Below are 12989 nucleotides of genomic sequence, written 5' to 3'. Positions count from 1 at the left end.
AAGCACTAAATCTTTGACTTTTGTTTGATCAAAAAGCGTAAGTGTGGGGAATGCGCGTCATCACCTTCCAAGAGCCAGGCCGTGTCAGCGTCAGCCTGGAATCGCCCGCCGAACTCGTCCCGGGCTCCGTCCGGGTCCGGACCCTCTTTTCCGGGGTCTCCGCGGGCACCGAGCTGACCGCCTACCGCGGCACCAATCCATACCTCACCCGTAAGTGGGACACCGAGCGACGGCTCTTCCTCGAAGGCCAGACGCACGCCTACCCCCTGTCCGGCTGGGGCTACCAAGAGGTCGGCGAGGTGGTGGAGGCGGCGCCCGACGTCGCCGAGCCGCCCGTCGGCAGCCTCGTGTGGGGCATCTGGGGCCACCGCGCCGAGGCGGTCGTACCGGCCGAGAAGCTGGCCGGCCACATCCTGCCGCCGGGCGCCGACCCCGTGGCGGGCGTCTTCGCCCGGGTCGGGGCCATCGCGCTCAACGCCGTACACGCCGCCGACGTGCACCTGGGCGACCAGCTCGCGGTCTTCGGCCAGGGCGTCATCGGCCTGCTCGCCACCCGCATGGCGGTGCTCAGCGGCGCCCGGGTGGTCGCCGCCGACGCCATCCCCGACCGGCTCGAACTCGCCAGGAAGTTCGGCGCCGCCGAGACGTTCGACGTGCGGTCGGGCTCGGTCGCCGAGTTCATGCGCAAGCGCGTCGAGGGCGCCGACACCGCGATCGAGCTCAGCGGCAACCACCTCGGCCTTCAGGAGGCGATCAGGACCGTGCGCAAGGGCGGCCGGGTCGTGGCGGCCGGCTTCTACCAGGGTGACGGCATCGGGCTGCGGCTGGGCGAGGAGTTCCACCACAACCAGGTGCAGCTCGTCTCCTCCCAGATCGGCGGCGTCGCCTCCTGGCTGGCCCACCGCTGGGACGTCGAACGCCTCCAGCGCACGTTCATGGAGCTCGTGCACCGGGGCGAGGTCGAGGTCGGCGACCTCGTCACCCACGTCGTGCCGGTCGAGCGGGCCGCCGAGGCCTTCGACCTGATCGACAAGCACCAGTCCGAGGTGCTCCAGCTCGTCTTCACATTCGAGGAGTCATGATGAAGCTCGCCGCCCAGGAGCAGCTTCTGCCCGGCCGGAGCCTCCAGGAGAAGTTCGCGTTCGCGGTGGAGGCCGGATTCGACGCCATCGAGCTGAGGGGCAAGGGCGACTTCCACTTCGCCGGCCGCCTGACCGAGCTCAAGCGGGCGCTGGCCGACGGCGTCGTCATGCCCACGGTGTGCGTGGAGATGCCGCACTTCATCGGCGACTTCGACCCGGCCAAGCGCAAGGACGCCATCCAGCAGCTCAGGTCGCAGCTCACGGTGATCGCCGAGCTGGGCGGCATCGGCGTCATGACGCCCGCCTCCTGGGGCCAGTTCTCGCTCAGGCTGCCGCCGTTCGAGCCGCCGCGTACGGCCGAGCAGGACCGCGAGGTGCTGGCCGAGGCGCTGGGCATCCTCGGCGAGCACGCCCAGCGCAACGGCGTGCTGATCATGCTCGAACCCCTCAACCGGTACGAGAACCACATGGTCAACACGCTCGCCGAGGCGGTCTCGTACTGCGCGATGGACTCGATCAGGATCGTCGGCGACACCTACCACATGAACATCGAGGAGGACGACCCCTGCCGCGCGCTGGTGGAGGCGGCCCCGTACCTCGCCCACATGCAGATCAGCGAGTCCAACAGGAACCAGCCCGGCACCGGCCACCTCGACTGGGGCGCGCAGCTCGCCACGCTCGACGCCGTCGGCTTCGACGGCTACCTCGCCCTCGAATGCCGGCTGCGCGGCGAGCCCGAGATCGTGCTCCCGCAGACGGCGGCCTTCATCAGGAAATTCCTGTGATCCTTCGCGACGCCGTGCGCGTGCTGGTCGCCAACTGGGACGGCAGCCACACGGTTCCCTCCCGTCGCCTGTACCCCCATCAGTGGAGCTGGGACTCCGCCTTCGTCGCGATCGGCAACGCCCGCTGGTCGCCGCGGAGGGCCAGGTCGGAGCTGCTGTCCCTGTTCGGCGCCCAGTGGCCGGACGGCCGGGTGCCGCACATCGTGTTCAACCCGGTCGTGCCCGATGGCGCCTACTTCCCCGGCCCCGCCTTCTGGGGCGCCCGTGCGCCCTCCGGCGCGGCGACCTCCGGCATCGTCCAGCCGCCCGTGCACGCGCTGGCCGCCTGGAAGGTGCACCAGGCCGAGCCCGACCCGGCGTTCCTGGCCAGGATCTATCCCAAGCTCGTCGCCCAGCAGGAGTTCCTGCGCTCCTCCCGGCGGTCGCCCGAGGGGCTGATCTCGATCGTGCACCCTTGGGAGTCGGGCATGGACAACAGTCCGGCCTGGGACCTCCCGCTGCGGGCGGTCGAGCCGGACGCGACCGGCTTCGTACGCAGAGACCTCAACACCGTCAGCGCCGACGAACGCCCCACGGACCGCGACTACGAGCGGTACGTCTCCCTGGCCGCCGCCTACCGTGACAGCGGCTACCGGCGGGCCGGCGCGTTCGAGATCGAGGACCCGCTGTTCAACGCCGCGTACGGGATGGCCGAGACGGCGCTCGCCGAGATCGCCCAGGTGTGCGGCCTGGACCCCGAACCCCACCGGCGCGAGGCCGCCGCCGTCACCGCCGCCATGGTCGGGCACCTCTTCCAGGACGGCCACTTCCGCCCCCGCGACCTGCGCACGGGCCGGCTGATCCGGTCGGGCAGCGCCGCCGGCCTGGTGCCGCTCATGCTTCCCGGGCTGCCGACGGAGATCGCCGAGGCGCTGATCGGCACGGCCCTCGACCGTTTCTCCCTCAAGGACGGCGTGCTGCCCAGCCACGCCCCCGCCACGGCCGAGTTCGACCCGGCGCGCTACTGGCGCGGGCCGAGCTGGATCAACCTGACCTGGCTCGTCTGGCAGGGGCTCAGGGACCGCCGTCCCGACCTGGCCGACCTGCTCGCCGAGGGCATGATCCACGCCGTGGCCCACTCCGGCTTCCGCGAGTACTTCAACCCGTTCACCCTGCGCGGGCACGGTTGCCGGGACTTCAGCTGGTCAGCCGCCCTCATCCTCGACGTCGTGGCTGAGCACGGCCTGGACGGTCTGCCGCCGTCGGGCCGCGAGATCAGCCAGAAGTTCGGGAGCCTCCCCGAACCCCACGACGTCGGTGATCACGTGCTCGCGTAGCAGCCGTCCGCGCTCCCTGAGCAGGCCGATCGTCTCGTGCGAGAGGCGTTCCCTGTCCCAGGCGTGCGCGAGGCCGCGCGGCACCCGGCCGATCTGGGCGCAGCGCAGCGTCAGCCCGTTGTGGTGGAACTCCTCGCCCAGGCGCACCTCGTCGGCGCCCCGGGTGTAGAACGCCAGGTCGATCAGCGTGCCCTGGGGGCGCAGCAGCCGGAGCCCCAGGGCCAGCGCCCTGGGCTGTCCGCGGCACTGGAAGACCAGGTCGGCGCCGCGATCGGCGGGGGCGTGCCGCCAGCGGCGTTTCAGCGTCACCGCCGGGTCACCGTCGCCCTCGGCGGCCAGGACCTGCGCGCCGACGGCCTCGGCCACCGCGAGCCTGGCCGGGGTCTCGTCCAGCACCACGACCTCGGCCGCTCCGCAGGCCAGGGCGAAGGACGCGGTCAGCAGGCCCACCACGCCGGCCCCCACCACTGCCACGCGCCGGCCGCGTACGCCGTCGCCCAGGTGCCGTACGGCCGGGCCGTGCAGGTCGGCGGCGGCATGGAGGAGGCCGTTGGCGCAGATCGGGCCCATGTGGGCGACGTAGATGCCGAGCAGCGGGTCGAGGTCGTCGGGCAGCACGACGAACCGGTCGGCCATCGGGTCGGCCACGTACGCCGTGCGGTGGCCGTACGCCATGGCGAGCAGCGAGCCCTCGGCCACGGCCCGCGTACGGGTCTCGACCACCAGGCCCACCTGCATGTAGCCGATGCCGCGCACCGGGTACTCCACCGACGGCGTGCCCGGCAGGAACAATCCGAGCGCCGGGTCCCAGGTCGAGCCCAGGTAGGGGTTGGCCCCCTTGACGTAGGTCAGCTCGGTGCCCGCCGAGACGCCGCTGTGCGTGGTGGCCACCATGAACCCACCCTCGGGCAGGCCGGGCAGCTTCTCCTCCACCAGCCGCACCTCGCCGGGCGCCTCGATGCTGAGCGTGGTGCTCATGGCCTCACTCATCGAGCATCACCGGCCTCCGTTCCGCCGCCGACCGCGCCAGCGCGAGCGCCAGGCGGTGGGTGCGCAGGGCTTCTCCGTACGGCGCGCGCACGTCGGCGTCCTTCCCCCGGACCGCGTCGATGAACGTTCGGTCCACGAGGGTCTTGGCGTGCCCGCCGTCCTCGACGGCCGCCTCGCCGTCGATGAGCAGCCGGGTCTCGCTGAGCTCCAGCGCGATGCCGTCGGCGCACACCTCCAGCCCCACCCGGTGTTTGTGGCGCAGCAGGCAGGAGGTGGCCAGCAGCCCGGCGGCGCCGTCCGCGAAGCTCATGACCGCCGACGTGGCGCGGTCGATCTCGCCGTCCACGGGGTTCCCGGCCGGTACGGCGTGCACCATCGACACCTCGCCCACCAGCAGCCTGGCCAGGTCCAGGACGTGCACCGCCTGTTCCAGGATCTGGCCGCCCGACATGCCGGCGTTCAGCCACCAGCCGACCGGGGGCACCTTGTCCAGCCAGTGGCCGAGCGCCAGTCGTACGGGACGGCCGTCGAGCAGTTCCCTGGCCCTGTCGACGATGTCGAGGTAGCGCCAGTGGTGGCCGACGGCGGAGGGGAGCTGCCGGCGTTCGATTTCGGCGGCGATCTTTTCCGCGGTTTCGAGATCGAGAGAAAGCGGTTTTTCCACAAAAATCGGCATATTGCATGACAAGGCGTCGTACTCCGGGGTGCCGTGCGCGAATGGCGGCACGCAGATGTAAACGGCGTCGAGACCGCCGGCATCGAGCAGGTCGGCGTGACTGCCGTAAGCGGGGGAGCCGTGCGCGGAGGCCAGCGCCTCGGCCTTGTGAAGATCGGTGTCGGCCACCCCGGCGATCGTCACATCGGGGAAACCGGACAGGACGTCTGCATGGCGAGCGGCGACATTTCCGGCACCGATGATGCCGACGCGGGTATTCGGGGCCACGAACCCACATATGCCACCTATATGGGTGAACAAACAAACAGGTTCAACGGCGCAGCGCTCGGGCAGGGGGCGTGCCCCTATGAGATCGGGGCTGACTGCATGGAAACAGATCCACGAGCCTTGGCCCGGGTACGGGAATGGCACGGCCCGCATTCGAGCACCGCGGCCGAATGGCCGGTGGACGCCTTAATCGCGGCCAAGGGCAACACCACGGTGAGCGTCGTCCTGCCGGCCCGCGACGAGGAGCGCACGGTCGGCGACATCGTCACCGTGATCAGGCGTGAGCTGGTCGAGCGGGCGCCGCTCGTCGACGAGATCGTCGTCGTCGACTCCGACTCCACCGACGCGACGGCGGAACGGGCACGCGCGGCGGGCGCGCGCGTCGTGGCGCAGAACGAGGTGCTGCCCCACCTGCCGCGGATGACGGGCAAGGGGGAGGCGCTGTGGAAGGGGCTGGCGGCCTCCCACGGCGACCTCGTCGTGTACGTCGACGCGGACCTGCTCGACTTCGGCGCGCACTTCGTGTCGGGACTGGTCGGCCCGCTGCTGGTGAACCCCGGCACGCAGTTCGTCAAGGCGACGTACGAGCGGCCCTACACCGGCGAGGACGGCGTGCCCAGGCGGGGCGCGGGCGGACGGGTTACCGAGCTGGTGGCCAGGCCGTTGCTCAACATGTTCTGGCCGGAGCTGGCGGGCTTCGGCCAGCCCCTCGGCGGCGAGTACGCCGCCCGGCGCGACGTGCTCGCCCGGATGGCCGGGCAGATCATGCACACTGCCTGGTCCCGGCTCGAACGCCAGGGCCGCGTGGTGAGCTCGGAGTCCCCGGCCCGCACGCTGCTGCAGTTCGGGCTCGACGGACGGGCCGGCCTGGTGGACGTGGCCGTGGCGGAACGACCGCCGCTCGCCTCCCTGGTGTTGGAGGAGGACGTCGTATGAAGGTGCTGATCAACGCGGGGCCGTGGCTGGCGGTCCCGCCGCCCGGTTACGGCGGCATCGAGAACGTGGTGGCCACGCTGGTGCCCGCGTTGCGCGAACGCGGCGTGAACGTGGTGCTGGCGTCCGTGGCGGCGAGCACGCTGGAGGCCGACGAACTGCTCGCCGTGTACGACGAGGGGCAGTTCACGGAGCTGCAGAAGCCGTACAACCAGGTCATGGGGATCGCGCACGCGCACCAGGCGCGGGTGGCGGCCGAGCTGCGCGCCCGCGACGACATCGACCTCGTGCACGACCACGTGGAGGTCGTGGGCCCCGCGGTGTTGTCGGCGCTGGGCGGGCCGCCGGTCCTGCACACCCTCCACTGGGACCTGCACAAACATCCGGCCTTCTACGGCGCGTTCCCGGGGGCGATCGCGGTCAACGGGGTGTCGGAGTCGCAGCTCGCCCGCGCTCCCGAGGCGCTGCGCGCGGCCTCGCTCGGCGCCGTCTACCTGGCCACTCCGCTCGCCGGCCAGGACGTACGGGCCGAGCAGGGCGAGCACCTGGTGGTCATGGGCCGCGTCTGCGGGCTGAAGGGCCAGCACGTGGCCGCCCGGGTCTGCCAGAAGCTCGGCCTCCCGCTGGTCGTGGCCGGCCCGGTCTGCGGCCGGAACAGCCAGGCCGAGCTGGACGACGTCCTGCAAGACCCCTACCACCCGCTGCACAGCCACCCCGACGTGCGCTACCACCTCGACCAGGTGTCCCGCTACCTCGACGGCGACCTGGTGAAGTGGGTCGGCGCGGTCGGCGGCCAGGCCAGGGACCACCTGTACGCCTCCGCCCGCGCCGCGCTCTTCCCCATCCAGTGGGACGAACCCGGCGGCACGGCCGTCGTCGAGGCCCTGGCGCTCGGGGTGCCGCCGGTGGGCCTGCGCCGCGGCTGCCTCCCCGAGATCGTCGACCACGGCCGTACCGGCTTCCTCGCCGACAGCGAGGAGGAACTGGCCGAATGGGTCACGCGGACGGGCGAGATCGACCCGGACGAGTGCCGCCGCGAGGCCCGGAGCCGCTTCTCGCCCGCCGTGATGGCCGACCGCTACCTGGACCTGTACGACCGGGTCCTGCGCTCAGGCCGCTGACCGCAGCGCGAGCCGGGCGGGCAGGGCGGTGGCGGCCAGCGACAGGACCGCCGCCGCCGCGATCACCCCGGCGAAGGTCCACAGCGGCACGTGCGGCACCGCCGATCCGGTCATGCCCGCGCCGAACGCGGCCAGCGTCACCAGCGCCACCACCGACCCGAGCACCGAGGCGGCCAGCACCGCGCCCAGCGTCTCCAGCCGCAACATGCGCAGCACCTGCCGCCGGGTCGTGCCCGCCAGCCGCAGCGCGGCCAGCTCGCCGGACCGGGCCGAGGTGGCCATGGCCAGCGTGTTGACCACGGCGATGGCCGTGAAGGCGATGATCAGGCCCAGGGCCACGAAGGTGACCTGCGGGTTGGCGGCGCTCACCTCGGCGGCCGTGGCGCGGTCGAGCACGCTCGCCCCCGGCAGTGCCGCGGTCAGCGTGGCCGCCCGCACCCCCGGGGCCCGGACGAGCAGCGTCGCGGACGGGTTGTCCACATGCCCGGTCACCAGCGCGTACGGCAGCGTCACGTCGCCGAAGGCGAGGCCGCGCGAGTAGACGGCGGCGACCGTCAGCGCGGCGGGGGTGCCGTCGCCGAGCGTGAGCTTCAGCGGGTCGCCGGGCCGCAGGCCGAGCCGGTCGGCGGCGGTCCGGCTGATCGCTGCCGTGCCGTCGCCGAAGGCGTCCATGGAGCCGGCGACCACCCCGAGGTCGAGGGTGCCGGAGGGGCGGGCGACGGCTTGGGCGGCGTACTTGTCCAGGCCGACCCGTACCGACGTGCGAAGGACCTCGGTCGCGGAGAGCACGCCGGGCACCGCGCGGGCCGCCGCGCCTGAGGCTCCGGCCACCACGTAGTCGGCGCGGGTGCCCGCGTCGGCCTGCTCCTGCGCGGCGTACCCCATCGTGGTCTGGACGAACAGGATCGTGCACGTCATCGCCACCATGAGGGTCAGCGGCGACATCACCGAGGCCAGCGTCCCCGATCCGGCGCGCAGGTTGCGCGCGGCCAGGAAGCCGCCCACCCGCGAGATCCGCAGCGGGACCGCCAGCAGCGCCGCCACCACCCGCGCCACCACCGGGCCGAGCAGTGTGAACGCGGTCGTCCAGACCAGCGCGGTCAGCAGGGTCACCGGCGTGGCCGCGGCCTCGATGTGCAGACCCGACAGGACCAGCGTCAGGGTCACGCCCCCGGCCAGCGCCACGAGCCCGGCCACCAGCCGCCACCACGGCAGCCGCGCGGGACCGAGAGCGGCCTCGCCCAGCGCCTCCACCGGGCGGATCCGGGTCAGGCGGCGGGCCGACACCCGGGCCGCGACCCAGGCCGCGCCGACCGTGGCCGCCAGCGCGACCAGCGGCGGGAACGGGCTCACCACCAGGTGCAGGTTCGCCGGCACCGCCCCCAGGGTCACGAACTGCCCACGCAGCCAGAACCCCAGCCCGATGCCCACCGCCGCGCCCAGCGTCCCGGCGGCGGCGGCGACCAGCAGCGCCTCGCCGCCCACCAGCCCGCGCACCTGCTTCGGCGTGGCCGCGATGGCCCGCAGCAGGGCCAGCTCCCGCTGCCGCTGCTGGATGGAGAGCGCGAACGTGCCCATCACGACGAGGATCGCGACCAGCAGCGAGGTGCCGGCCAGCGAGCCGCCCATGCTGATCAGCTTGAGCCGGGCCTGCTCGGCGTCGAGGAACTCCAGCCTGCCGCGCTCGTCCCCGGTGTAGAGGACGGCGCCCTCCGGAGCCCGGTCGAGGCCGGGGAAGACGCCGGCGGCGCTCACCCGTCCGGGGTGACCGGCCAGGCTGCGGGCCCGCGCGGTGCTGAAGAACACCGTGTCCTGGCTCGGCAGGGCCTGCGCGGTGACCCCGACGACGCGGTATCCGCGCAGCTCGGCGCCCACATCGAGCCCGGCGCGGGCATCGACGGCCACCTCGTCGTCGGCGCGCGGGGCGCGGCCCTTCGCGATGGTGAACGGGGTGAGCGCGGCCGACTCCCAGCCGTGCCCGGTGAAGCCGCCGAAGGGGAAGGTCACCTCGGTGACCACCTTCAGGCCGTCGCGGCGCAGCCCGGCCACGACGGACTCGGGCAGCCAGGCGCGTTCGCCCAGCGCCTTGGCCTTCGTCTTGGTGTCGCCGTCGCCCTTGACGACGGTCTGGCGGACGAACTGGTCGGCCGCCACGACCGCGGGCGCCCCGGCGTACCGCTCGGGTACGACGTCGCCGCGCAGGCCGGTCTCCAGCAGCATCAGGCACGCGCACACCAGCGCGGCGGCGCACAGCAGGGCGAAGAACGCGCCCGCGAAGGCGGCCACCCGGTGCCGCAGGGTCCTCAGAGCCAGCGAGATCATCATCGCGTCCACGCCCCCAGCCTGGTCATGCGCTCGGCCACCTTCTCGGCGGTCGGCGCGGTCATCGCGTCCACGATCCGGCCGTCGGCCAGGAACAGCACCTGGTCGGCGTACGAGGCGGCCACCGGGTCGTGGGTGACCATCACCACGGTCTGGCCCATGCCGTCCACGACCTCGCGCAGCAGCCTGAGCACGTCGCGGGCGGTCATCGTGTCGAGCGCGCCCGTCGGCTCGTCGCCGAACACCACCTCGGGCCTGGTGACCAGCGCCCTGGCGATGGCGACCCGCTGCTGCTGGCCGCCGGAGAGCTGCGCGGGCCGGTGTCCCGACCTGCCCTCCAGCCCGACCCGGCGCAGGATCTCGGCCAGCCACTCCCGGTCCACGGGGGCCTTGGCCAGGCGCAGGGGGAGCGTCACGTTCTCGATCACGTCGAGCGCCGGGATCAGGTTGAACGCCTGGAACACGAAGCCGACCCGCTCCCGGCGCAGCTCGGTGAGCCTGGTCTCGTCCATGCCGGCCAGCTCCGTGCCGCCCAGCCGCACCGACCCGGACGAGGGCACGTCGAGCCCCGCCGAGCAGTGCAGGAACGTGCTCTTGCCCGACCCCGAGGGGCCCATCACCGCCGTGAAGGAACCGCGCGGGATGCCCACGGACACCTCGCGCAGGGCCGCCACCGCGCCCTGGCCCTTCCCGTACACCTTGCTCACCGCGTCCAAACGCACTACGTCCGTCATGGCTCCAAGCCTGCTGAACTGCGTGTACGCCCACCAGAGACACGATCACCGATCACCCATGACGTCATCATGATTCGGACACTGGTAGACATGTCCCCGTGATTCGCGTACTTCTGGCCGAGGACCAAGCCGTGATCAGGCATGCGCTCGCGGCCCTGCTCGGGCTGGAGGCCGACTTCGAGATCGTGGGCGCGGTCGAGTCCGGCGACGCGGCCGTGGCCGCCGCCGCCGTGCACCGGCCGGACGTGGCCGTCCTCGACATCGACATGCCCGGCACGCTCGACGGCCTGTCCGCCGCGGCGGAGATCCGGGCGAGGGTGCCCTCCTGCCGCACGCTCATGCTCACCGCGTACGGCAAGCCCGGCCACCTCAAGCGGGCCCTGACCGCCCAGGTGGACGGCTTCCTGCTGAAGACGGCCCCGCCGGAGGACCTGGTCTCGGCGATCAGGGAGGTCACGGCGGGCGGCCGGGTGCTCGACCCCTCTCTCGCGCTCACCGCCTGGGACCTGGCCGACAACCCGCTGACGCCGCGCGAGGCCGACGTGCTGCGGCTGGTGGCGGGCGGGGCCGAGGCGCCCGACATCGCCCAGCGGCTGCACCTGACCGCCGGGACCGTGCGCAACTACCTGACGGCCATCGTGGCCAAGCTAAACGCGCGCAACCGCACCGACGCCGTGCGCATCGCCACCGAGGCCGGCTGGATCTAGCGGGGCGCGCGCGTCGAGCTGGAACCAGCCGCCTTCGGCCCCGGTCGTGAGCCGGCCGCCGAGCGTGGCCAGGCGGGTGGTGAGGTTGCCCAGGCCCGACGAGCCGCGCCGGGGAGCCGTCGCGGCCGCGCCGTCGTTGCGCACGCGCAGCCCGACCTCGCCGTCGCCGCCCGAGGTGGAGATCACGCAGGCGCGGGCGGAGCTGTGGCGCAACACGTTCGTCACGGCCTCGCGCAGCACGGCGCTGAGCACGGTCTCGACCTCGGCCGGCAGGCCGGGGTGCGCGAGCCGTACGGTGGCCTCGACCCCGGCCGCCGCCAGCACTTTCCTGGCCGACTCCGCCTCGGCGGCGAAGGACAACTCGCGCTGCTCGCCGGTGACCGAGCGCAGGTCGTGGTGGGCGTGCTCGGCCATGGTCAGGACGTTCTCCAGCTCCCGGGCCGGGTCGGGCAGGCGGCGGGCCAGCTCGCAGGTGAGCAGGATGGCGGCCAGGCTGTGGCCGAGCAGGTCGTGCAGGTCGCGGGCGGCGCGCAGGCGTTCCTCCACGACGGCCGAGCGGGCCAGGCTCTCCCTGGCCGCGTGCAGTTCCTTGGCGAGCTGGGCCAGGCGCAGGAGGCTGTAGACGAGCAGGCCGGTGGTGAGCGTGCTCACCGTGACGTTGACCCGGCCGGGCAGCTCGTACAGGGAGGCGACGGTCCAGACGGCGGCCAGGATCGCGCCCACCAGTGGCCAGGCCGTACGCGGGCGGAAGGCCAGCAGCACCGGACCGGCCAGGAACCCCGACGACCCCAGCCAGATCGGCCCGAACACCGGGATCGGGGCGAACGTGAGCGCCGCCATCACCCCCAGCGCCACCATGTGGCGGCCGGAGACCGACCGGAGCTGGAGGATCACGATCACGGTCAGCCCGGCGATCGCGGGAACCAGCAGCCCGGCCGGGATCTGGAGCAGCGCCTTGACGCTGAACCCGACCAGTACGGCGGCCAGCAGCACCACCGAGACGTCGGGCGGCTCGCGCCGGGCGGGCGCGGGCGGGCGCGTCGTGGGCAGCACGGCCTCCACCGTGTAGCGGCCCTGGCCGGACAGGCCGCGCGTGAGCGTGCCGCCCGCCGCCGCGACCTGCCGCCCGAGCCCGCCGACGCCGCCCGTACCGGTCCCGCCGGGGTCGTCGTCCTCGGCCGTACGGCGGCCGTCGTCGGCCACCAGCAGCCGTACCTGGCCTCCGGCGGGCTCCTCCCGGGTCTCGATCACGCACAGCGTGGCCGTGCCGCGGCGGGCGACATCCGTGACCGCCTCGCGCAGCACCGAGGCGAGCAGCGCGCCCGCCGGGCCCAGCGGCTCGGTGTGAGCGGCGCGCACCTCCACGCCGACGCCCGCCGCCTCCAGCAGGGCGCGGGCGGTCGTCAGCTCGGGGGCCAGGGACATCGCGCGGTAGCCGGCCGCCGCGGCGCGCGCGTCCGCCAGCGACCGCCGCGCGGTCGCGACCACCTCGCCGAGCACCTCCGCCGCGTCCGACGGCGCGGTCAGCGCCCGCCGTGCGCCCGCCCCGATCGCGGCCAGGCCGCGCCCGAGGCCGTCGCTCAGCTCGGCGGCGATGCGCAGCCGTTCCTCGGCCACCGCCGCCGCGGCCAGCGCCGGACGGGTGGCCTCCATCTCGGCCACCCGGTCGACCAGCCGGTTGAGACCGAACACGACCAGCGTCATGAGCAGCGTCGTGATCGCGAGGTCCGTCGTGGAGACCGCGTCACCGGGATTGCGCCAGTGGTGGATCACCACGCCGCTGAACACCACCGCGGGCGCGAGCGCCCACCACCGGGTCACCAGCAGCGACCCGGCGAGGAAGCCCAGGATCGCCACGGAAGCGCCCTGCCCCAGCGTCACCGCGTAGACCAGCCCGGCCTGTACGGCCAGCAGCCACCCCTTCCTGACCCGCAGGGTGAAGGCGCACTGCGCGCCGAGGACCAGCAGCGCCCCCCAGGCGCCGGCCACCACGTAGACGCCGGCCAGGGCGGCCACGAGCACGACGACGATCATCCGGGCGACACGCACCCCAGAA

The 12989-nt window shown here is 73.3% G+C and carries 10 protein-coding genes and 1 pseudogene; 6 read left to right on the top strand and 5 right to left on the bottom strand.

Annotated elements, in window-relative coordinates; translation table 11 throughout:
- Positions 1 to 50 precede the first annotated feature (50 nt).
- The 3 genes and pseudogenes from IEZ27_RS22275 to IEZ27_RS55590 all read left to right on the top strand — a co-directional run.
- Positions 51 to 1082 carry a zinc-binding dehydrogenase gene (locus tag IEZ27_RS22275; RefSeq protein WP_189648974.1) on the top strand — a complete coding sequence of 344 codons (1032 nt, stop codon included), beginning with the start codon at positions 51 to 53 and terminating at the stop codon, positions 1080 to 1082.
- Positions 1079 to 1867 (top strand): sugar phosphate isomerase/epimerase family protein, encoded by a 789-nt coding sequence (locus IEZ27_RS22270; protein ID WP_189648973.1) that lies wholly within the window; start codon positions 1079 to 1081, stop codon positions 1865 to 1867. Before IEZ27_RS22275 ends, IEZ27_RS22270 begins: the two co-directional genes overlap by 4 nt.
- Positions 1798 to 3042, top strand: a pseudogene (locus IEZ27_RS55590) (MGH1-like glycoside hydrolase domain-containing protein); the annotation flags it as partial. The gene IEZ27_RS22270 and the pseudogene IEZ27_RS55590, both read left to right, overlap by 70 nt.
- A gap of 9 nt (positions 3043 to 3051) precedes the next feature.
- Here the strand turns inward: IEZ27_RS55590 and IEZ27_RS22260 are convergent.
- Together IEZ27_RS22260 and IEZ27_RS22255 are read right to left on the bottom strand one after the other, a co-directional pair.
- Positions 3052 to 4161, bottom strand: coding sequence for a zinc-binding dehydrogenase (locus IEZ27_RS22260; protein ID WP_229824218.1), 1110 nt, complete (start codon positions 4159 to 4161; stop codon positions 3052 to 3054).
- Positions 4162 to 4165: 4 nt separating this feature from the next.
- Positions 4166 to 5260 carry a Gfo/Idh/MocA family protein gene (locus IEZ27_RS22255; RefSeq protein ID WP_229824217.1) on the bottom strand — a complete coding sequence of 365 codons (1095 nt, stop codon included), beginning with the start codon at positions 5258 to 5260 and terminating at the stop codon, positions 4166 to 4168.
- Here IEZ27_RS22255 and IEZ27_RS22250 point away from each other — a divergent pair.
- Both IEZ27_RS22250 and IEZ27_RS22245 read left to right on the top strand, forming a co-directional pair.
- Entirely contained in the window at positions 5216 to 6052 is an 837-nt protein-coding gene (locus IEZ27_RS22250) for a glucosyl-3-phosphoglycerate synthase (RefSeq protein WP_189648970.1), read from the top strand. The genes IEZ27_RS22255 and IEZ27_RS22250 overlap by 45 nt on opposite strands.
- Entirely contained in the window at positions 6049 to 7170 is a 1122-nt protein-coding gene (locus tag IEZ27_RS22245) for a glycosyltransferase (RefSeq protein ID WP_189648969.1), read from the top strand. Before IEZ27_RS22250 ends, IEZ27_RS22245 begins: the two co-directional genes overlap by 4 nt.
- Here the strand turns inward: IEZ27_RS22245 and IEZ27_RS22240 are convergent.
- Positions 7159 to 9495: an FtsX-like permease family protein gene (locus IEZ27_RS22240; RefSeq protein WP_229824244.1), complete on the bottom strand. Its 2337-nt coding sequence runs from the start codon at positions 9493 to 9495 to the stop codon at positions 7159 to 7161. The genes IEZ27_RS22245 and IEZ27_RS22240 overlap by 12 nt on opposite strands.
- Positions 9492 to 10226, bottom strand: a complete 735-nt coding sequence (locus tag IEZ27_RS22235; RefSeq protein ID WP_185844493.1) for an ABC transporter ATP-binding protein — start codon at positions 10224 to 10226, stop codon at positions 9492 to 9494. The genes IEZ27_RS22240 and IEZ27_RS22235 overlap by 4 nt, the downstream gene beginning before the upstream one ends.
- Before the next feature lie 98 nt (positions 10227 to 10324).
- On the opposite strand from IEZ27_RS22235, the gene IEZ27_RS22230 reads away from it, so the two are divergent.
- Positions 10325 to 10933, top strand: a complete 609-nt coding sequence (locus IEZ27_RS22230; RefSeq protein WP_125631771.1) for a response regulator transcription factor — start codon at positions 10325 to 10327, stop codon at positions 10931 to 10933.
- Here IEZ27_RS22230 and IEZ27_RS22225 read toward each other — a convergent pair.
- The gene (locus tag IEZ27_RS22225; RefSeq protein ID WP_229824216.1) at positions 10874 to 12982 is read right to left on the bottom strand and encodes a sensor histidine kinase; all 2109 of its coding nucleotides are present in this window, start codon (positions 12980 to 12982) and stop codon (positions 10874 to 10876) included. The two genes, IEZ27_RS22230 and IEZ27_RS22225, sit on opposite strands and share 60 nt — an antisense overlap.
- Positions 12983 to 12989: the final 7 nt, after the last annotated feature.

The organism is Nonomuraea spiralis, assembly GCF_014648435.1.
In the GTDB taxonomy this organism is placed as follows: Bacteria; Actinomycetota; Actinomycetes; order Streptosporangiales; family Streptosporangiaceae; genus Nonomuraea; species Nonomuraea spiralis.
Note: the sequence above shows the minus strand (reverse complement) of the source record. Positions and strands in the feature narration are given on the sequence as shown.